Here is a 20700-nt window from a genome sequence, read left to right on the forward strand (position 1 = left end):
CAATGACCTCGACGATTTTGGAGATGCGCGACATCACCAAGACGTTCCCCGGCGTGAAGGCGCTGTCGAACGTCAACCTGCGTGTCGAGGAAGGCGAGATTCACGCCGTGGTCGGCGAGAACGGCGCCGGCAAATCGACGCTGATGAAGGTGCTGTCGGGCGTCTATCCCGCGGGGACCTACGACGGCCAGATCATCTTTCAAGGTCAGGAATGCCAGTTCAAGGGCATCCATGACAGCGAACACAAGGGCATCGTCATCATCCACCAGGAGCTCGCGCTGGTGCCGATGCTGTCGATTGCCGAAAACATCTTCCTCGGCAACGAACACGCCAGATACGGTGTGATCGACTGGGATGCCAACGAGAAGCGCACCAGCGCCCTGTTGAAGAAGGTGGGCCTCAAGGAGGACCCCAAGACGCTGATTACCAATATCGGTGTCGGCAAGCAGCAGCTGGTCGAGATAGCCAAGGCGCTGAGCAAGGACGTCAAGTTGCTGATCCTCGACGAGCCGACGGCGTCGCTCAGCGAAAAAGACAGCCAGGCGCTGCTCGACCTTTTGCTCGAATTCAAGCGGCAAGGCATGACCTCCATCCTGATCTCGCACAAACTCAACGAGATCAACCGGGTCGCCGACAAGGTCACCGTCATCCGTGACGGGCGCACCATCGAGACGCTGGCCAAGAAAGACATTTCGGAAGACCGCATCATCACCTCGATGGTCGGCCGTTCGCTCGACGACCGCTATCCGCCGCGCGAGCCCAAGATCGGCGAGGTCGTGTTCGAAGTGAAGAACTGGTCGGTCTATCACCCGCTCCATGCCGAACGGCAGGTGATCAAGGGCATCGACATCAACGTGCGCAAGGGCGAGGTGGTCGGCATTGCCGGGCTGATGGGCGCTGGCCGCACCGAATTCGCCATGAGCCTGTTTGGCCGCTCCTATGGCCGCCGCATCACCGGCGAGGTGCTGCTCAAGGGCAAGCAGATCGATGTCTCGTCGGTGAGCAGGGCGGTCGAACACGGCATCGCCTACGTCACCGAGGACCGCAAGACTTACGGTCTCAACCTCATCGACCATATCAAGCACAACATAACACTCGCCAATCTCGGCGGCGTGTCGCGCCACAACGTCATCGATGATCTGCGCGAGCTGGCCATCGCCAACGACTATCGCAAGAAAACGAACATCCGTGCATCGAGCGTCTATCAGATGACCGGCAATCTTTCGGGCGGCAACCAGCAGAAGGTGGTGCTGTCGAAGTGGCTGTTCGCCGACCCGGACGTGCTGATCCTCGACGAGCCGACACGCGGCATCGATGTCGGCGCCAAGTACGAAATCTATACGATCATCGCGCGCCTTGCCTCGGAAGGTAAGGCGATCGTGGTCATCTCGTCGGAGATGCCGGAATTGCTTGGCATCACCGACCGCATCTACGTCATGAACGAAGGGCGCATCGTGGGCGAAATGCCCGCGGCGGACGCAAGCCAGGAAAAAATAATGCGCGCCATCGTTCGGGGAGAAGGAAAAGCAGCATGAGCACCGAAAGCGCCCCCGCCCCGCAAGGCAACGTCACTGACGAACAGCGTCCACGCATCGCCGTCTCGGCGCTGACGGCGAACCTGCGCGAATACGGTCTGATCATCGCGCTGATCGTCATCATGCTGTTCTTCCAGTTCACCACGTCGGGAACGCTGTTCAAGCCGGTGAACCTCAGCAATCTGGTGCAGCAGAACTCCTTCATCATCGTGATGGCGCTGGGCATGCTGCTGGTGATCGTTTCCGGCTATATCGACCTCAGTGTCGGATCGGTCGCGGGCTTCATCGGCGCGCTGGCGGCAAACATGATGGTGATCTGGCAGCTCGGACCGCTCAGCAATCCGCTGGTGGTTTCGATCGTCTGCCTGATCGTGGGCGGCCTTATCGGCGCGGCGCAAGGCTACTGGATCGCCTATCACCGGATACCGAGCTTCATCGTGACGCTGGCTGGCATGCTGATCTTCCGCGGCATCTGCCAGGCGCTGCTGGGCGGCGGATCCTCGGTGGGGCCCCTCCCGGACGGCTTCAAGGCGCTGAGCTCCGGCTTCATCCCGGACGTGATCGGCCCGCTGACGCTGATCCCGCCGACGGTGAACGCCGCCGGCAAGACCATCATGGGCAGCGGCCTGACGCTGCATATGACGACGGTCGTGCTGGGCGTGATCGCCGTGCTGGCCTATGCCTATTTCGGGCTGCGCACCCGGCGCAAGCGCGAGCGCCATGGCTATGAAGCCGAACCCTTCCCCCTGTTCGTCGTCAAGACGCTGGTCGCCAGCGCGCTGGCGCTGTTCCTGGTCTATGAGTTCGCCAGTTACAGGGGGCTGCCGGTGGTGCTCCTCGTCATGGGCGTGCTGATCTCGCTGTTCGTCTTCGTCACCAAGCGTATGACCATCGGCCGCCGCATCTACGCAATGGGCGGCAACGCCAAGGCGGCGCAGCTGTCGGGCATCAACACCGAGCGGCTGACGCTCTACGTGTTCATCAACATGGGCGTGCTGTCGGCACTCGGCGGCCTGATCATCGCGGCCCGCCTCGGCCAGGCCGTGCCGGCGGCGGGTCTGGGCTCGGAGCTCGACGTCATCGCCGCAGTCTTCATCGGCGGCGCCTCGGCGATGGGCGGCGTCGGCCAGGTCATCGGCGCGGTGGTCGGCGGCTTCATCATGGGCGTGATGAACAACGGCATGTCGATCATGGGCGTCAACGTCGACTGGCAGCAGGTGGTCAAGGGCCTGGTGCTGCTCGGCGCCGTGATCTTTGACGTCTACAACAAGAACAAGGCCTGACAGGAGCAATTCCAGGAAAAGCGCATCACGGTTTTCCCCACAGGAATTGCACAGAAACAAAATACCGGGAGCGGCTCGGTTCCTCAAAGCCGAACCGCTCCCGCGAGGCAACAAGGAAGGCATACGGGTCTAGATCGCGATGACGCCGGCAAATAGTCGGCATCAAGAAGTCCCCCAGGGGATCAAGCCCGCGAGCGCAATCCGGACGAAGAATTTCACCCGTGGCGCGGCGAGGTCCGAGCCGCGCAGGTCAAGGTTTGTCAAAAGGCAAGCAGATAAGAGAGGATTGATCATGCTGATCTCGCAGATTCTCGACGACGCCGAGACCATTCGTGTCGTGGCCCGCAGCGGCGGCAAGACCCGGATCATCAACGGCGCCCGCAGCGTCTATTCGCTGGCGATGGAAGCTGCCCGCACCGGCGTCGGCCTTGCCACACTGATCGAGCGCAAGGGGCTTGGCGAGACGATCGATCTCGACGCCGCCTACAAAAAGGGGCGGCTGTTGTCGCCGATCAACCATCCCGATCCGGCTCACCTGCATCTCACCGGCACGGGCTTGACGCATCTCGGCTCGGCGGCGACGCGCGATTCCATGCACAAGAAGCTCAGCACCGATGGCGAGGAGCAGCTCACCGATTCCATGAAGATGTTCCGCATGGGCCTGGAGGGCGGCAAGCCCGCCAAAGGCCAGGTCGGCGTGCAGCCGGAATGGTTCTACAAGGGCAACGGCACCATGGCCGTGGCCCCAGGTGCGGCACTCCTGTCACCGGCCTTCGCCAAGGACGCCGGCGAGGAACCCGAGGTCGCCGGCATCTACGTCATCGGCGACGACGGCGCGCCCTTCCGTGTCGGCTTCACGCTGTCGAACGAATTTTCCGACCACGTGACCGAGCGCGTCAACTATCTCTTCCTCGCCCATTCCAAGCTGCGCAATGCCTCGTTCGGGCCGGAGATCCTGATCGGCGACCTGCCTTCCGACATCCGCGGCACATCGCGCATCGTACGCGACGGCAAGATGCTGTGGGAAAAACCGTTCCTGTCGGGCGAAGCGAACATGTCGCACACCATCGCCAATCTCGAACATCACCATTTCAAATATTCGGCGTTCCGCCAGCCGGGCGACGTGCATGTGCATATGTTCGGTACCGCGACACTGTCCTTCGCCGACGGGGTCAAGACCGAGGCCGGCGATGTGTTCGAGATCGAGGCGGGGGATTTCGGCCTGCCGCTGCGCAATCCGCTGGAGATCGAAAAGCCGGTGAAGGTGGTTGTAAAGGCGCTGTGAGTGGTGATCTCCCCCCTCGTGGGGGAGATTGGCAGTATCAGCGCGCGGTGCGAAAGTGCTTGGACAGCTTCAGGCCTTGCGCCTGGTAGTTGGAGCCCAGATCGGTGCCGTAGAGCGCCTGCGGGCGCTTCAGCATGTGCTCGTAGACCAGCCGGCCGACGATCTGGCCATGGTCGAGGATGAACGGCACTTCATGGCTGCGCACCTCCAGCACGGCCCGGCTGCCGGTGCCGCCGGCCGCCGAATGGCCGAAGCCCGGGTCGAAGAAGCCGGCATAGTGGACGCGGAATTCGCCGACCAGAGGGTCGAACGGCGTCATCTCGGCGGCATAGAGCGGCGGCACGTGCACCGCTTCCTGGCTGACGAGGATGTAGAATTCGTCGGGGTCGAGCACCAGTTCGCCCGCGCCGCTCTTGTGGATCGGCTCCCAGAAATCGACGACATCCTGCGCCGCGCGCTTGTCGACGTCGACGAGACCGGTGTGATGCTTGCCGCGGTAGCCGACCAGCCCGTCACTGTCGCCATTGAGATCAATCGACAGCGCGATGCCGCCGCCGGAAATGTTAGGCGGCTCGGTGGCGACCAGCATTTGCGCGCGATGGAGTTCGTGCAGCTCGGCTTCCGAGAGCAGCGCATTGCCGGTGCGGAAGCGGATCTGCGACAGGCGTGAGCCGGTGCGCACCACGATCGGGAAGGTGCGTGGGCTGACCTCCAGATAGAGCGGACCATTGTAGCCGGCGGCGATCTTGTCGAACTCGTGGCCTCGGTCGGTCATGACACGGGTGAAGATGTCAAGCCGCCCGGTCGAGCTCTTCGGATTGGCCGAGGCGGAAATCTCCGCCGGCAATGCCAGGCTTTCGAGCAAGGGCACGATGTAGACGCAGCCGGTCTCCAGCACCGCGCCGTCGGCAAGATTGATCTCGTGCAGCTTCAGCCGGTCGAGCTTCTCCGAAACCTTGTGATTGGGGCCGGGCAGGAAGGAGGCCCGCACCCGCCAGGCCCTGTCGCCGAGTCTCAGATCGAGACTGGCCGGCTGGATCTGGTCGGCATCGAGCGCGCGCGGCGACTTCAGCGCGCCGGACTGGAACAGCGCCGAAATGTCCTGATCGGGAAGAATGCCCGTCTCTCGCAAGGCTTCGCTCCTAGAGGGCAGGCTTTGTCGGAACCCGCTTGGTACAAACCTCTTAATGAAGCCGGCAATTGACGCAAGCGTGGGACGGGTCTAAAGGGTCGTTATCCCGTGGTGATTTGGCCGGTCGGCTTGCAGCCACGTTAAACAAGTCGCTAAAGGACCGTTGGGCCGCAAGGCCGTATGGACCGGTTGCGACTTTCGCGGCCGGTTTTTTTGTGTCTGGAACAAAAGCGATGAGCACCAAGAAGCGCAACTGGAAGCCTCAGACAGCCCTCGTGCATGGCGGAACCCTACGTTCCGGCTTCGGCGAAACCTCCGAGGCGATGTATCTGACGCAGGGCTATGTCTACAAAACGGCGCAGGCGGCCGAAGCCCGTTTCAAGGGCGAGGAACCGGGTTTCATCTATTCGCGCTACGCCAATCCGACCGTCGACATGTTCGAAAAGCGCATGTGCGCGCTCGAAGGCGCGGAGGATGCGCGCGCCACGGCGTCGGGCATGGCCGCGGTGACGGCGGCCCTTCTGTGCAGCGTCAAGGCCGGCGACCATATCGTGGCGGCGCGCGCGCTGTTCGGCTCCTGCCGCTGGGTGGTCGAGACGCTGGCGCCGCGATACGGCATCGAGGCCACGCTGGTGGACGGCACCGACATCGCCAATTGGGAAAAAGCGGTCAGGCCAAACACCAAGCTGTTCTTCCTGGAAAGCCCGACCAACCCGACACTGGAAGTGGTCGACATATCAGCCGTCGCCGCGCTTGCCAATTCAATCGGCGCGCGGCTTGTCGTCGACAATGTCTTCGCCACGCCTTTGCAGCAAAAGCCGTTGCAGCTTGGCGCGCACATCGTCGTCTATTCGGCGACCAAGCACATTGACGGCCAGGGCCGCTGCCTCGGCGGTGTGATCCTGTCGGACAAGAAGTGGATCGACGAGAACCTGCACGACTATTTCCGCCACACCGGCCCCAGCCTGTCGCCCTTCAATGCCTGGACGTTGCTGAAGGGCCTGGAGACGCTGCCGCTGCGCGTGCGCCAGCAGACCGAGAGCGCCGGCAGGATCGCCGATTTTCTCGCCGAACAGCCGCAGATTGCTCGTGTCATCTATCCCGGCCGCGCCGACCACCCGCAGGCCGATATCGTCAAGAAGCAGATGTCGGGTGGCTCGACGCTGATCTGCCTCGATGTCAAGGGCGGCAAGCAGGCAGCCTTCGCCCTGCAGAACGCACTCGACATCGTGCTGATCTCGAACAACCTTGGCGACGCCAAGAGCCTGATCACCCATCCGGCGACGACGACGCACAAGAATTTGAGCGATGAGGCCCGCGCCGAACTCGGCATCGGGCCTGGTACGTTGAGGTTGTCGGCCGGCCTGGAAGACACTGACGACCTTCTGGAAGACATCGCCGAGGCGTTGAAAGCCGCCAAATAGCAGGCCGTCCAGGCAGCGTCGCCTGCGGCGGGTTCAGGCTCGCGACGGTGCCTCTTCAAGTTCGGCTACCTTGGTGCCGATGGTCATCGCATTGCCGCGCCAGTCGACGGCGCCGCCGAGCCAGCCGCGTGCCCACATCGCCGGCAGGATCAGGTCACGCACCACGATCGCCGCGACCATGCGCGGCGACAGGTACCAGCCCTTGGACCAGCACAGTGCACATTCAGGGAAGTAGAAGGCCGCCAGCACAGCGACGGCCGTCAGCGGCAGGCTGAAGCCGGCGCTTGCCGCCGCAACCAGCGCAAGCACCAGCGGCACCACCGCGCCGGTCAGGATTTCAGGCGCGAAGAACAGCGGAAAGGTGACGCGGCGCAGGCGCGCCCAGCGGGCCTGGCGCGACCAGATCTCGCCAAGCGTGCGCCGGCCAAGCGGCTGTTCGAAGGGCGAAGCGACGAGATTGACGCGCAGGCCGAGCCCATTGACCAGCTTGGTCGCGGCGGCGTCCTCGGCGATTTCGGCGGCCAGCGCGCGGATGCCGCCATTGGCATCCAGCATCGGCTTGTTCCAAAGCATGCTCTTGCCCTGGGCAAAGCCAAGGCCGAGCGCCTCACCGGCATACTGCCAGCGGGCCTGCAGGGTGTTGAGGAAGGCGCATTCGACCTCGGCCCAGAAGCCATCCGGCCGCGAGCCGATCGGCGTCGAGCAGACAAGGCCCGTGTTTGGCCGCCACGCCGCCATCAGATGCTGGATGTAATCCCCGGGCATCAGCACGTTGGAATCAGCCAGGATGACCCATTTGTGCCGCGCGGCTTCCCAACCCTTGACGCAATTGTTGAGCTTGGGATTGGCGCTGACGCGATCGTCACCGATCAACAGCCGGGCCGGCAGCTTGGGGAAACGGGCAATGGCTTGTCTGATCAACCCGACCACCGGATCATCGGCATGGGCAACGCAGAAGATCAACTCGTAGCGCGGCCAGTCGAGCGAGAAGGCGCGCTCCAGCGTCTCGTGCGTGAACGGCTCGACGCCACGCGACGGCACGACAATCGACACCGGCTGCGATTTGCCGGCTGGCGGCGAGATCGTAGTGCGCCGTTTCAGCTGTGAGGCGGCCAGCGCGATGCTGGCAGCGTTTGAAAGGATAAGAGCAGTCGAAAGCGAGGCGGCTATGATAGTGAGTTCCATCGAGATCTGGGCGCTCCAGAAGAGACGGGCCGCGGTGTGGCCGCTTTCAACAGTTCGACAGAGCGCCGAGTCGCTCGGTTCGCGCACACCACCATTGTCATGTGTCACTTAAATGACATTCTTTGCCGGCACCTGCCTTTCGAGGACGAGCGCGACAAGACGCGCACGTTGACCTCCTCGCCTGGAGGGCCGAAAGTTTTGTTTGTTTGAGCATGATCTTTGGACAGGCGGAAACCGTTTGGCCGGGAAAACCGGTCCACTTTTCGGGATCATGCTCGATATCGTTTTGGAGCCGCTTATGTACCGCGCCGTCACGCGCAACATCGAAGTGCAGGTCAGGCCGTTCTATCTCGAGGACCGTTCGGATCCTTCCGAGAACCGCTATGTCTGGGGCTACCAGATAACGATCGACAATCAGTCGGACGAATTCGTGCAGCTTCTGTCGCGCTATTGGCACATCACCGACGGCGCCGGCCGGGTCGAGGAAGTGCGAGGCCCCGGCGTTGTCGGCGACCAGCCCGAACTCAATCCCGGCGACAGCTATCAATACACGTCGGGCTGCCCGCTCTCGACGCCGTCAGGGATCATGGTCGGGCGCTATACGATGCGCAACAAGCGCGGCGAGACATTCGACATCGCCATCCCGGCCTTTTCGCTGGATCTGCCGGGAACGAGACGGACGGTGAATTAGGGCAGTCAGGCGATTAGCGAAGTCATCGGCGACAGCGTCTTTCTCCCCGTCACTACAAGGGGAGAAATGCCCGGCAGGGCAATGAGGGGCGGCGCCGAACTGATGAGATTATCTTTCACGCACGTGGCGGGTCTACGCGCGGCCACTTTGCCAAAGTTCGCGCTGCCCCTCATCCGCCTGCCGGCACCTTCTCCCCGATAGTGGCGGGGAGAAGGAAGCTTCCTTTACTGCGCCGCGAATTCCGCCGGGTCGAAGTCATATTGCTTCGAGCAGAATTCGCAGGCGACGTGGATGCCGCCGTCCTCGGTCGAGTCCTTGATCTCCTGCGCGGAGAAGCCCTCGAGAATGCCGCGGATCTTGTCACGCGAGCACGAGCACTGGTCGGCGACGGGGACGCCGCCGAAGACGCGCACGCCATGCTCATGGAACAGGCGATAGAGCAGCCGCTCGGCACCGATCGTCGGATCGATCAGCTCTGTCGGTTCGATGGTGCCGAGCAGCGCCAGCAATTCCTGCCAGGAATTGTCGGCCGGATCGTGGATCTCGTCGCGCGGATCGCCGTCGCCGCCGGGCAGGTCCGGAACGCGCATGCGCTCGGGGGACTGCGGCAGGAACTGCGCCAGGATACCACCGGCACGCCACTGTTCGCGCGCGCCACCAGGGCCTGGCGTCAAAAGCTTGGCGACAGAGAGCCTGATATCCGTCGGAATCTGTTCCGACTGGCGGAAGTAGGTGCGCGCCGCGTCCTCCAGCGTCTCGCCGTCGAGTTGCACGATGCCCTGATAACGCTGCGTGTGGGCACCCTGGTCGATGGTCAGCGCCAGCACGCCGCTGCCGAGCAGCGTCTGCTGGGACGTCTCGCCTGCCGCGACGAGGGCCTCGAGCCTATCGGCATCGAAGCGCGCATAGGCGCGCAGCGCCGAAGGCGTCGTGAAATCCGCCACCAGCATGTCGACCGGCCCGTCGGTGCGGGTCTGCAGGATGAACTTGCCCTCGAATTTGAGCGAGGTGCCGAGCAGCACCGTCAGCACGCAGGCTTCCGCCAGCAGGCGGGCGACCGGCTCGGGATAGTCGTGGCGGCTGAGGATGGCGTCGAGCATCGGCCCGAGCTGGACCGTGCGACCGCGCACGTCGAGCGGACCGACCTCGAAAGGCACGACATGGTCGTCGCCGGCATAGCCGAACTCGCCGAGTTTGGGGTGATGTTCAGTCACTTGATGCGTTTCCAACATGACAAAGCTCCAGGGCGCGGCCATGCCGCCCCCTGGGGTGCATGCGTCCAAACGCGCTTGATTTGCGTGATGCGGCGCAGATAGGCATCGCGCCCCCGCAGATCAAGCGCCCAGACACTTCATCTCAAGCACCAAGACACCAGGCGAGCACCGCCTTCTGGGCGTGGAGCCGGTTCTCGGCCTCGTCGAAGACCACCGAATGGGGTCCGTCGATGACCTCGTCGGTCACTTCCTCGCCGCGATGCGCCGGCAGGCAGTGCATGAACAGCGCGTCCTGCTTGGCATGCGCCATCAGCTTGGCATTGACCTGATAAGGAGAGAAGACGTTGTGGCCGCGGGCGCGATGCTCCTGGCCCATCGACACCCAGCAGTCGGTGACGACGCAATCGGCCTGGTCGACGGCTTCCTCGGGCGAGCGGGTGAAATGCAGCTTGCCGCCATGCGCCTTGGACCAGTCGACATGCTTCTGCGCCGGCTCGCTGCCTTCGGGAACGGCGACGTTGAGGTTGAAGCGGAACCGCGCAGACGCTTCGAGCAGCGAATGCAGCACATTGTTGCCGTCGCCGGTCCAGGCGATGGTCTTGCCGGCAACCGGACCGCGATGCTCCTCGAAGGTCATGATGTCGGCCATCAGCTGGCAGGGGTGAGTGTCGTCGGTCAGCCCGTTGATCACCGGCACGGTTGCGTTCTCGGTCAGTTCCAGCAACCGCTCATGCGAGGTGGTGCGGATCATGATCGCGTCGACATAGCGCGACAGCACCTTGGCGGTGTCGGCGATGGTTTCTGAGCGGCCGAGCTGCATTTCGGTACCGGTCAGCATGATGGTCTCGCCGCCAAGCTGGCGCATGCCTACGTCGAAGGAAACGCGTGTGCGGGTCGACGGCTTGTCGAAGATCATCGCCAGCACCTTGCCTTCGAGCGGCTTGGTCCGCTCGCCGGCCTTCAGGCGCGCCTTTCGCACCACCGCGTCGTCCAGCATGAAGCGCAGGTCGCCCTCGGAAACGGTGGAAAGATCGGTAAAATGGCGAACTGACATCAGCAATATTCCGGAATTACTTCGCGGCGGCCACGGCAATGGCGTCCGCCAGGCCCTTGGCACCAGCGCGGATGCGGTTGAGCGCTTCGTGGATCTCGGCGTCGGTGACGGTGAGCGGCGGCAGCAGGCGGATGACGTTGTCACCGGCCGGAACCGCCAGCAAATGCTGGTCGCGCAGCGCCATGTTCACCTTGGTGTTGGGCATGGCGCATTTGAGGCCAAGCATCAGGCCGGTGCCCCTGATGCCTTCGATGACATCGGGAAACTCGTCCGCGATCGCCGCCAGGCCTTGCTTCAGCAGCAATGCCTTGCGCTGGACATCCTCGAGGAAGCCGTCTTCGAGCACCACGTCGAGAACCGCATTGCCGACAGCCATGGCCAGCGGATTTCCACCGAATGTGGTGCCGTGCACGCCCGACGTCATGCCGACCACGGCCTCGTCGGTGGCCAGGCACGCGCCCATCGGGAAGCCGCCGCCAATGCCCTTGGCGATCGCCATGATGTCGGGCGTCACGCCCGTCCACTCATGCGCGAACAGCTTGCCGGTGCGGCCGATGCCGCACTGGACCTCGTCGAAGATCAAGAGCAGGCCGTGCTGGTCGCAGAGCTGGCGCAGCCGCTTCAACGATTGTGTGGGTACCGGGCGGATACCGCCCTCGCCCTGCACCGGTTCGATGAGGATCGCGGCGGTTTCCGGCGTGATCGCCTTCTCGGCGGCATCGATGTCGTCAAAGCCGACCTGGTCGAAGCCTTCGACCTTGGGTCCGAAGCCTTCGAGGTATTTGTACTGGCCACCGGCCGCGATGGTCGCCAGCGTGCGGCCATGGAAGGCGCCTTCGAAGGTGATGACGCGGAAGCGCTCGGGATGCCCCTTGACGAAGTGGTAGCGCCGCGCCGTCTTGATCGCGCATTCCAGCGCCTCGGCGCCGGAGTTGGTGAAAAACACCTTGTCGGCGAAGGTGGCATCGGCCAGGCGCTCGCCAAGCCGGCTCTGTCCCGGGATCTCATAGAGGTTGGAGACGTGCCAGAGCTTGCCGGCCTGCTCGGTCAGCGCCGCGACCAGATGCGGATGGCTGTGGCCGAGCGAATTGACCGCGATACCGCCGGCGAAATCGAGATATCGCTCGCCCTTGTCGGTAACCAGCCAAGTGCCTTCCCCGTGGTCGAAAGCCAGGGGTGCGCGAGCAAAGGTCTCGTAAAGCGCCGAACCGCTCATTATATGCGTCTCCGGTACCGGAAAATCAAAAAAGCCGCCAAAGCGGCGGCCTTGTGCGGCTTATCGTGTTTTTCGGCCATGAAGTCAACGAAAACGTCGCGTAGTGCGCGCGGCAAGCCCTCCGACGTGACGCCGGCTCATAAGCGACCGGGCAAGTTGGGGAAAACCGAAAAAACCGATTCGTGTTGCACTTGGGACTCTTGTCACCGAGTCAGCGCATAAGGTAATTGTAATCGAGAAATAACTAGATTTCGTGCGGCGGACCTAATCACCAGATATATGTGGTGTCTGCCCCAGCAGTGGTGCTGGGTCGGGAGTGGATTCCGATTGCCGCACGCTTAGCAGGAGCGCGGTCTCATGAACTGGACTGACGAGCGGGTCGAACTTCTCAGAAAACTGTGGTCGGAGGGTCTGAGCGCAAGCCAGATTGCCGCCCAGCTTGGAGGGGTGAGCCGCAATGCCGTCATCGGCAAGGTCCACCGGCTGAAGCTGTCGGGCCGCGGTCGTGCAACGGCGACGCCGGCACGCCAGAAGAAGGCGACACAGGGCTCGACCGTCCAGAAATCGGTGGCGCGCGCCGCAACCACGGCTCGCCATGTCACGACATCGATCGGCGCGACCGCCCTTCAGACGCAATTCGACGCCGAGCCGGTGGCGCGACACTATATCCGCCCGGTCGAGAATGTGGTGGTACCGATCTCACGGCATTTGCAGCTCGTCGAGCTGACCGAGCGCACCTGCAAATGGCCGAATGGCGATCCGCTGTCGGAGGACTTCAACTTCTGCGGCAACGAAGCCGCCGAAACCGGTCCCTATTGCAAATACCACGCCCGCGTGGCCTTCCAGCCGGCGGCGGAGCGCAGACGCAATCGCTGAGCGCGGAGTAGTGAGTAGTGAGTAGTGAGTTTCACTACTTACTAATTTCTACTGACTCACCTCACAGCCATCCATTCTTGCGAAACCGCCAGTAGAGAAACGCGCAGATCGCCGCGATGGTGGCCAGCACCATCGGGTAGCCATATTCCATCTTCAGTTCCGGCATGTCGGTGAAGTTCATGCCGTAGATGCCGGCGAATGCCGTTGGCACCGCCAGGATGGCCGCCCAGGAGGCAAGTTTCTTCGAGATCGCCGTTTCCTGGCTCTGACCGACCAGCAGGCTTGCCTCGAACGCGAAGGCCAGCACCTCGCGCAAACTGTCGATCTTTTCCTGGACGGTGCGGATGTGGTCGGTTACGTCGCGAAACAGCGGGTGCATGGCTGAATGGATTTGCGGCAGGTCGGCGCTGGTCAGCCGGCGGCAGACTTCCACCAGCGGCAGCGCTGCATTGCGCAGGCGCAGGAGATCGCGGCGCAGCATATAGAGCCGCTCGATGTCTGGACCGGTCATCGGCTTCAGCAGGACCTTGTCCTCGATCGCCTCGACCTCGTCCTCAATCTGCTCGAGCACGGGCATGTAGTTGTCGACGATGAAATCGAGAATGGCATAGAGGACGAAATCCTCGCCCTTGGCCAGTGAATGCGGGCAGCTTTCCCAATGCTGGCGAACGGCGGCGTAGGAAGTCGACGGGCCATGCCTGACGCTGACGATATAGCCCGAGCCAACGAACAGATGCGTCTCGCCGAAGGTCACCCGTCCTTCGATCAGCTGCGCGGTGCGGGCGACGATGAACAGCGCGTCACCATATTGCTCGAGCTTGGGCCGCTGGTGCGGATGCTCGGCATCCTCGATCGCCAGTTCGTGCAGATGGAACTGTGCCTGGACGCGCAGCAGAAGGTCACGGTCCGGTTCGAGCAGCCCGATCCAGACGACGTGTCCCGATTTCTTGGCCCAGTCGCCGGCTTCCTCGATCGGAATATCGGCGATACGCCGCCCGGCGGTGTAGACACTGGAGGCGATGATGCCTGACGTTGGCGCCGCGGGCTTGAACTCTCGGACATATTCCATCGCAGCCTCCTGAAGGCAGGACCTTTATCAAGGCCTGAGAAGCTTAACGCCGGGATAGTTTAGCGCAATATGATCTAGCGTTCGAGAGGAAGAGCGTTCATTTCGCCGGCACCGTCGCGGAAAGACTTATCTTGTCGGTCTTGTCGCCTTTCGGCCGCTCGGCCGGCATCTGGTCGCCCGTGACGATGTAATAGATGGTTTCGGCGATGTTGGTGGCATGATCGCCGATGCGCTCGATGTTTTTGGCGCAGAACAGGAGATGCGTGCAGGGCGTGATGTTGCGCGGATCCTCCATCATGTAGGTCAGCAATTCGCGAAACAGCGACGTGTACATAGCATCGATCTGGTCGTCGCGATCGCGCACGAAGCCGATCTTGTCGACCGAGCGCGAGGCATAGACGTCGAGCACTTCCTTGAGCTGCGTCAGCGCCAGGTTTGCCAGGGCCTCTAGGCCGCGAAACAAGCTGGTTGGCTGGCGGCCGTCGATGACGGCGACCACGCGCTTGGCGACGTTCTTGCCGAGGTCGCCGACCCGTTCGAGATCGGCGGAAATGCGGATGGCGCCGACGATCTCGCGCAGGTCCGTCGCCATCGGCTGGCGCTTGGCGATGATGATGATCGCCTTGTCGTCGATCTCGCGCTGCCCATCATCGAGCACGGCGTCATCGCGAATGACTTTCTGGGCCAGTCCCGGATCGGCATTGACCAGAGCGGCGACCGCCTGCTCGACCATGCGCTCGGCATGGCCGCCCATAGCGGCGATGCGCTTCGACAGATATTTCAGCTCCTCGTCATAGGCGCTCATGATGTGTACGGACTGCATGAATGAAATGCCTTCCCACGGGTTCTTTGCTTTGAGTCGTTTCCTCGAATCCCCGCTGATACGCTAGCGGGATGACAGAAAAAAGAAACGGTCCAGGGGAAAACTAGGGCGAGATCAGTGCGTCGGCAAATGAACCGAGAAGGCGGCGCCCTTGCCGACCTCGGATTTGATCGTCAGCCTGGCGTTATGGCGTGTCAGAATATGCTTGACGATCGACAGGCCGAGGCCGGTGCCTTTCTGGGTCCGGCTGGTCTCGGCATCGATGCGATAGAAGCGCTCGGTGATGCGAGGAATGTGTTCCTCGGGAATGCCGGGGCCGAAATCCCGGATCGTCACGTCGATGCCGGGTTCGGAATCGAGGTCGCCGCGCGCGATCGACACCAGGACGCGGCCGCCCGACTGCCCGTATTTGCAGGCGTTTTCCAGGAGATTCTCGAAAACCTGGAACAGCTCGTCGCGATCGCCCGGCACATTGAGAGGCCCCTTGGCGAAATCGCGCTCGATGGCAACGCTGTTTTCGCGGGCAAGCGGGGCCAGCGAATCGATGACGCTGTCGACGGTCTGGCGCAGGTCGACCTCCGTCCCGGGCTTCAGATAGGGTTTCATCTCAAGCCGAGACAATGACAGGAGGTCGTCGATCAGCCGCGCCATGCGGCCGGTCTGGTTCTGCATGATCTGCAGAAATTGCTCGCGCGCCGCCGGATCGTTGCGGGCAGGTCCGCGCAGCGTCTCGATGAAACCGGCGATCGAGGCCAGCGGAGTGCGCAACTCGTGGCTGGCATTGGCGATGAAGTCGGCGCGCATGCGGTCGATCCGCCGCGTCTCGCTCTGATCCTTGAACACCAGCACATAGAGATCGGTGCGGTGCCCGACCGAGGACGCGCTGACCCGGTAGGCCCGCTCGACCGGCAGCTTCTCGGTATAGTCGACGACATCCGAGGCGAGGGCACCCGACAACACGCTGTCGAGCAGGGTCTGCATTTCCGGCGCCCGGAATTTCAGTGGCAGCGATATGCCCGGTGCGATCCCGCCAAAGGCGGCAAACGCGGCGGCGTTGGCATGGACGATGGTGGCGGCATGGTCGAAGATGATGAGCGGGTCGGCGACGGCCGCCGCCAGATATTCGCCCGACAGGCGCTGCAGGCCGATCGTCTCGATCGCGGCGGCACCCTCGGCGGACTGGCGCAGGCCCGCGGCCGGCAGCATAGCCGCCGCAAGCAACAAGAGCAGCGCTGGTATCAGCACGTAGGCGGAAATGCCCGCGAAGGCAAAGGCGATCAGAACCGCGGCGACACCGGCAGCGAGCAGCCAGCGGCTGTTCCACAGCCGGGCGGCCAGGATTTGCGCCATGCCTTTCTGCCCTGCGTCCAGATCAGTCATTCCCTCGCGCGCCCGCCCCCATGCCGTCCCACCGGTCGTGCGGCAGCGGAAACTTCCGCTGGACCGCTCCGCGCATGATCCCGTAAATCGGGAATCGATTCTCGGAAAGGATCATGCGCAAAATCAAAAGTCCTGCAGCGTCGTTTGCGCGTCCAGACGGACGCGCGGTCTGTAGTGGCTCCCAATAGCATGAGTCCGAAAGCTGGAAAGGGTTCGTCAGCATGAAAAAAGCCAAGGAAAGTTCCGCCGCGCCACCTTCGGGTCCGCTGAAGATCACGATCGACGGCAAGGAACACGAGTTCGACATCGAGAATCCCGAGCTTCCGGACTGGGTCGAGGACAAAAAGCTGACCGCGGGCGGCTACCCCTACGACAAGAAGATGAAAAGCGACGAGTACGACGAGACACTCGAAAAATTGCAGATCGAGCTCGTCAAGGCGCAGGCATGGCTGCAGGCGACCGGCAAGCGGGTGATGGCGCTGTTCGAGGGCCGTGACGCCGCCGGCAAGGGCGGCACGATCTTCGTGGTGCACCAGTATCTCAACCCACGCACGGCGCGCAACGTGGCGCTGACCAAGCCGACCCAGCCCGAGCTGGGACAATGGTACTACCAGCGTTATGTCGACCACTTCCCGACGTCGGGCGAGTTCGTCACTTTCGACCGCTCGTGGTACAACCGCGCCGGCGTCGAGCCGGTGATGGGCTTCTGCACGCCCGAACAGCACGAGAAGTTTCTCGACGAGACGCCCCATTTCGAACGGATGATCGTCAATGACGATATCCATTTCTTCAAATTCTGGCTGAACATCGGCCGGGAAACGCAGCTCGAGCGTTTTCATGACCGTCGCTACAGCCCGCTGAAGAGCTGGAAGTTCTCGCCTATCGATGTCGCCGGCATCACCAAATGGGATGATTACACCAAGGTGCGCGACACCATGTTCGAGCGCACCCACAAGGCGTTCGCGCCATGGATCATCGTGCGGGCCAATGACAAGCGCCGCGCCCGGCTGGCGGTGATGCGGCGCATCCTGTTGTCGCTGCCCTATGAGGGGCGCGATCTCGATATCATCGGCAAGGAAGACAAGAAGATCATCGGCGAAGGGCCGTCATTCCTGGGCAAGGAAGGCTGAGTTCCCCGTGCCGCGTGGCCTCCACGCGGCACGGCATTCTTCACGATCCTCAGGCCGCCAGCCTTGCAATGCGCTGCAGGCGCCGCAGCGTGGCATCGTCCTGCAATGCCTGCTGGAACAGCGATATCTCCTGGTCGATGCGGTCGCACAGCGCGCCGGTGTTCCCCTTGAGCAAGCCACGGGTCTGCAGCAGGGCAGCGACCGGCTTCTTGACCAGCTGCCTGGCCCTGCCGAGCGTCGCCTCCTCCACGCCGTCATGCACGATCTCGGCGACGAGGCCGAGCGCCCTTGCATCCTCGGCGTGGAGCGTGTCGCCGAGGCAGAAGAAGCGGAAGGCGCCGGCATAGCCGAGCTTCTGCGGCGCCAGGATGCTGGTCGCCGCGTCCGGCACAAGGCCGAAATCGACGAACGGCACCCGGAACGTGCTTTCATTGGAGGCTATCACCATGTCGCAGTGGAACAGGATCGTGCAGCCGACGCCGACGGCATCCCCGTCGACGCAGGCGAGGATAGGCTTGGGGAACGTCGCCAGCGTGCGGAACATGTCGGTGACGGCCGCGATGAGCTTCTGATGCTTGGTGGCGTCGAGGAATTCGGAGAAGTCGCCACCGAGGCAGAAGCAGCCCGCCAGGCCACGCAACACGACGACACGAACCTCATCATTGTCGGCGGCTTCGTGGAACGTCCTAGCAAGGCTTTCATAGGCCCTTCTGTCGAGCACCGGCCGGCCGTCATTCGACGACACGGTGACGATCAGTGTGTGGTTGCGCAGTTCTGGTTGCGGGTGCATGGCCATCTCCGATCTCATGACGCCCTCCTTTGGCCGAACATGTCGGGATATCCCCTGGCCAGAACAGGCGCATGATGATTGCGGCGCGAACGCACCACGTCCAGCGTGTGCTCGGTGAAGGAGAGCAGTGTCGCCACGACCTGCTGATTTCCGTAGGTGCGCTGGTAGCCCAGCGGTGTCGCCAGGAAATGCAGTTGCAAGGCGCGTAATACCCACATCGGCTCGAACTCGATGATCACCTTGTCGACGCCGCGCTTCAGCCCCCACTCGACGAAGCCGGCGATCAATTCGGTACCGACGGTCGAGACGCCGCGACGGCCATCGCGAAAGCCGGGAGCCACCGCATAGCGGGTCAATTCCCAGATGTTTGGGCCCGATGGCGGCGTTCCCTCGGAAAGGTCGGTCAGGACTTCGGTCAGCAGATGGGGCCGCGTGGTCGGCAACATCCTTTGATAGCCTGCGATTTCGTTGCCTCTGATGACGATCTGATGTACCGCCTCGTCGTGGTCGAACTGGTCGACCTCGAATCCATCCGGGCGCCGCAGGTCCTCCCACCCCATTTCTTCGACAAATATCTGGTAGCGCAGCCGATGGACGGCCTCCCAAAGGTCGGGACGTTCCATCAATTCCTGAGTTGTAAGACAAAAAAGCATGCCGTCGTCTCCTGGGTTTAAGAGGAAGATACGGCCGTGCTTCAGTGAGAAAATTGCGTGATCACGTAGGCAAGAATTTCTAGGTCGGCACGGCCGACCTAACTAATGTAGCCGCGCCTTATCGCTTCGGCGACAGCCTGAACCCGATTGACGGCACCGAGTTTGCTTTTGGCGTTAAGAAGATGTTTCTCCGAGGTGTGCTCCGAGATGCCGAGGATTTGCGAAATCTCCCACTCGGACTTGCCGACAGCCGCCCATTGCAGGCATTCGCGCTCGCGCGGAGTCAACTCGATATGGTCGATGGTCTTGGTCGCCATGGTGTGGAGTTGCATGGCGCGGCCAACGGCATAGGTGGACACCAGCGACACCAGGCCGAATTCATCCGCCGACAGCTGCACGGCCTCGCCACCCAACGACACCATGACGATCTGGCCGTCGAGTGTGATCAGCGGAAAAGCCAAGCCGTCGCGCAGCTTGAAGGCGCCGGCATCGCCCATCACTTCGCCGCTGCTCTTGTCGACGCGAATGCCCTCGGCGGCTTCCCGCCACTGGAACGGCGCCTGCAGCTGCTTCATATGGCTGACCACGGGATCGTGATCGACATAATTGCGCGACACGTAGCGCTCCAGCCATTCGACAGGCCAGTCGCAGAGCAGCACATGCTGCTTTTGCTGCCCGGTCGGCGTGCCTGGTTGCGGAACGGTTCCGGCCATAAGCGCGGTCAGACCGAAATCCGACGTTATGCCCAGCAGCTTCTCGCAAACCGCCGCCGCCGTTCCGGCGTGCTGCAGTTGGTCTATATATTCCAGCGTACGATCGAATTGACCCATCGCAACATCAACCCCATGTTGCCTTATGCATTGAGACCGATGGTCCATGCCTTGTCTGCACTTTGCCACCGACCACGGATTGCAATCGCACTTTTCCGGTTGTGGTTCTCGACCCTGGTCCCCCCAACCAAGGCAGCCACCGCTGTTTGCAAACGTGTTAAATCATATCCCGAAATCGGCGCGTTGAAATCAAAAACCATTGTGCCTGTATCATTTTCGTACCAAAACCAGTGCGAAAACGAGTGCGGCGGAGTTCTATCGTGGCGTTCCAATGGCGGTTCCTGGTCCTGGCGTCGCTGCTGATCGCGGCGCTGCCGCTGGCTTCCGGGGCGCGCGCGGCGGAACCGCAGGTGCCGGTGCTGTGGGACGCCAAGGAACGGTTGCCCAAGCCGGATCTTTCGGCCCTGCCACGGCTGCGGTTCCTGACGACCACGGATTTTCCACCCTTCAATTTCCTCGACGGCGCGGGAAAGCTGTCCGGTTTCCACATCGACCTGGCACGCGCCATCTGCGCCGAACTCGGCATCATCGACAAATGCCAGATCCAGGCATTGCCCTGGGCCGAGCTCGAAGGGGCGCTTGAGAAGGGCGAGGGCGAAGCCATCATCGCCGGCATCGCCGCAACGCCGCAGGCGCGCCAGACATATGCCTTCTCACGCTCCTATCTGCAGTTTCCGGCGCGTTTCATCATGCCGAAGGGCAAGGCGTTGACGGAACCGGTCTTCGACAAATTGCACGGCAAGCGCGTCGGCGTGATCGCCGGCTCGGCGCATGAGCGCATGCTGCGCGACTATTTCAACACGGTCCAGATCGTCTCCTTCGACAGACCGGAGGCCCTCTACGCCGATCTCAAGGCAGGCAAGATCGATGCGGCCTTTGGCGACGGCATGCGCTTCGCCTTCTGGCTGGGCGGCTCGGATGCCGCGGGCTGCTGCCGCTTTGCCGGTGGTCCCTATCTGGCGCCCGAATATCTGGGCACGGGCATGGCCGTCGCCACACGGGCGGACAATCCGGCGCTGGCCGCCGCGATCGATTACGCGCTGCAGGAGATTTCGATGAAAGGCACCTTCGCCGAATTCTACCTGCGCTACTTCCCGGTCAGTTTTTTCTGATCCGATCCCGGTCAGTTT

19 protein-coding genes and 1 riboswitch are annotated in these 20700 nt (G+C 62.6%); of the genes, 8 read left to right on the forward strand and 11 right to left on the reverse strand.

The annotated features are described in order from the left end of the window. Positions 1-2: 2 nt before the first annotated feature. The 3 genes from mmsA (at position 3) to araD1 (ending at position 4103) form a co-directional block, all read left to right on the forward strand. Positions 3-1535 (forward strand): multiple monosaccharide ABC transporter ATP-binding protein, encoded by a 1533-nt coding sequence (gene mmsA / locus MesoLj_RS35900; RefSeq protein ID WP_140775432.1) that lies wholly within the window; start codon positions 3-5, stop codon positions 1533-1535. After that, positions 1532-2818, forward strand: a complete 1287-nt coding sequence (gene mmsB / locus MesoLj_RS35905) for a multiple monosaccharide ABC transporter permease (RefSeq protein WP_140775433.1) — start codon at positions 1532-1534, stop codon at positions 2816-2818. The genes mmsA and mmsB overlap by 4 nt, the downstream gene beginning before the upstream one ends. A 292-nt stretch (positions 2819-3110) precedes the next feature. Continuing rightward, positions 3111-4103, forward strand: a complete 993-nt coding sequence (gene araD1, locus MesoLj_RS35910) for an AraD1 family protein (RefSeq protein ID WP_140775434.1) — start codon at positions 3111-3113, stop codon at positions 4101-4103. A 37-nt stretch (positions 4104-4140) separates the two neighbouring features. Here araD1 and MesoLj_RS35915 read toward each other — a convergent pair whose 3' ends face one another. After that, on the reverse strand, positions 4141-5235 hold the full coding sequence (locus MesoLj_RS35915; RefSeq protein ID WP_202324636.1) for a 2'-deoxycytidine 5'-triphosphate deaminase: 1095 nt from the start codon (positions 5233-5235) through the stop codon (positions 4141-4143). A 98-nt stretch (positions 5236-5333) separates the two neighbouring features. Then, positions 5334-5411: riboswitch (SAM riboswitch) on the forward strand. A 57-nt stretch (positions 5412-5468) separates the two neighbouring features. On the opposite strand from MesoLj_RS35915, the gene MesoLj_RS35920 reads away from it, so the two are divergent. Further along, complete coding sequence (locus tag MesoLj_RS35920) at positions 5469-6659, forward strand: O-succinylhomoserine sulfhydrylase (protein ID WP_202324637.1); 1191 nt, start codon at positions 5469-5471, stop codon at positions 6657-6659. A gap of 33 nt (positions 6660-6692) precedes the next feature. Here the strand turns inward: MesoLj_RS35920 and MesoLj_RS35925 are convergent, their stop codons facing one another. Continuing rightward, positions 6693-7844: a ceramide glucosyltransferase gene (locus MesoLj_RS35925; RefSeq protein ID WP_202324638.1), complete on the reverse strand. Its 1152-nt coding sequence runs from the start codon at positions 7842-7844 to the stop codon at positions 6693-6695. Between the two features lie 298 nt (positions 7845-8142). Here MesoLj_RS35925 and apaG point away from each other — a divergent pair, with 298 nt between their 5' ends. Beyond that, a complete protein-coding gene (gene apaG, locus MesoLj_RS35930) occupies positions 8143-8535 on the forward strand; it encodes a Co2+/Mg2+ efflux protein ApaG (RefSeq protein WP_027146773.1) in 393 nt (130 codons plus the stop codon). 224 nt (positions 8536-8759) lie between these two features. Here apaG and MesoLj_RS35935 read toward each other — a convergent pair whose 3' ends face one another. The 3 genes from MesoLj_RS35935 to MesoLj_RS35945 form a co-directional block, all read right to left on the reverse strand. After that, positions 8760-9791, reverse strand: a complete 1032-nt coding sequence (locus tag MesoLj_RS35935) for an Hsp33 family molecular chaperone (protein ID WP_140775438.1) — start codon at positions 9789-9791, stop codon at positions 8760-8762. Positions 9792-9891: 100 nt separating this feature from the next. Next, entirely contained in the window at positions 9892-10803 is a 912-nt protein-coding gene (argF, locus tag MesoLj_RS35940; protein ID WP_140775439.1) for an ornithine carbamoyltransferase, read from the reverse strand. A gap of 16 nt (positions 10804-10819) precedes the next feature. Beyond that, positions 10820-12019 (reverse strand): aspartate aminotransferase family protein, encoded by a 1200-nt coding sequence (locus MesoLj_RS35945; RefSeq protein WP_140775440.1) that lies wholly within the window; start codon positions 12017-12019, stop codon positions 10820-10822. 357 nt (positions 12020-12376) lie between these two features. Between MesoLj_RS35945 and MesoLj_RS35950 the strand changes: the two genes are divergently transcribed. Beyond that, positions 12377-12895, forward strand: a complete 519-nt coding sequence (locus MesoLj_RS35950; RefSeq protein ID WP_202324639.1) for a GcrA family cell cycle regulator — start codon at positions 12377-12379, stop codon at positions 12893-12895. 61 nt (positions 12896-12956) lie between these two features. Here the strand turns inward: MesoLj_RS35950 and MesoLj_RS35955 are convergent, their stop codons facing one another. The 3 genes from MesoLj_RS35955 to MesoLj_RS35965 form a co-directional block, all read right to left on the reverse strand. Next, positions 12957-13964, reverse strand: coding sequence for a magnesium and cobalt transport protein CorA (locus MesoLj_RS35955; protein WP_140775442.1), 1008 nt, complete (start codon positions 13962-13964; stop codon positions 12957-12959). A gap of 97 nt (positions 13965-14061) precedes the next feature. Beyond that, positions 14062-14787, reverse strand: a complete 726-nt coding sequence (gene phoU, locus MesoLj_RS35960; RefSeq protein ID WP_202324640.1) for a phosphate signaling complex protein PhoU — start codon at positions 14785-14787, stop codon at positions 14062-14064. Between the two features lie 114 nt (positions 14788-14901). Continuing rightward, the gene (locus MesoLj_RS35965) at positions 14902-16167 is read right to left on the reverse strand and encodes an ATP-binding protein (RefSeq protein WP_140775444.1); all 1266 of its coding nucleotides are present in this window, start codon (positions 16165-16167) and stop codon (positions 14902-14904) included. Between the two features lie 221 nt (positions 16168-16388). Between MesoLj_RS35965 and ppk2 the strand changes: the two genes are divergently transcribed. Then, positions 16389-17297 carry a polyphosphate kinase 2 gene (ppk2, locus tag MesoLj_RS35970; protein ID WP_202324641.1) on the forward strand — a complete coding sequence of 303 codons (909 nt, stop codon included), beginning with the start codon at positions 16389-16391 and terminating at the stop codon, positions 17295-17297. A gap of 49 nt (positions 17298-17346) precedes the next feature. Here the strand turns inward: ppk2 and MesoLj_RS35975 are convergent, their stop codons facing one another. From MesoLj_RS35975 to MesoLj_RS35985, 3 genes are all read right to left on the reverse strand, one after another. Continuing rightward, the gene (locus MesoLj_RS35975; RefSeq protein ID WP_202327612.1) at positions 17347-18093 is read right to left on the reverse strand and encodes an enoyl-CoA hydratase-related protein; all 747 of its coding nucleotides are present in this window, start codon (positions 18091-18093) and stop codon (positions 17347-17349) included. 8 nt (positions 18094-18101) lie between these two features. After that, a complete protein-coding gene (locus tag MesoLj_RS35980; protein WP_056570040.1) occupies positions 18102-18740 on the reverse strand; it encodes an acyl-homoserine-lactone synthase in 639 nt (212 codons plus the stop codon). Between the two features lie 98 nt (positions 18741-18838). Continuing rightward, positions 18839-19570, reverse strand: a complete 732-nt coding sequence (locus MesoLj_RS35985; protein ID WP_140775446.1) for a helix-turn-helix transcriptional regulator — start codon at positions 19568-19570, stop codon at positions 18839-18841. 299 nt (positions 19571-19869) lie between these two features. Here MesoLj_RS35985 and MesoLj_RS35990 point away from each other — a divergent pair, with 299 nt between their 5' ends. Then, positions 19870-20682: a transporter substrate-binding domain-containing protein gene (locus MesoLj_RS35990; RefSeq protein ID WP_446720349.1), complete on the forward strand. Its 813-nt coding sequence runs from the start codon at positions 19870-19872 to the stop codon at positions 20680-20682. Positions 20683-20700 lie beyond the last annotated feature (18 nt).

The organism is Mesorhizobium sp. 113-3-9 (genome assembly GCF_016756515.1).
GTDB lineage: Bacteria > Pseudomonadota > Alphaproteobacteria > Rhizobiales > Rhizobiaceae > Mesorhizobium.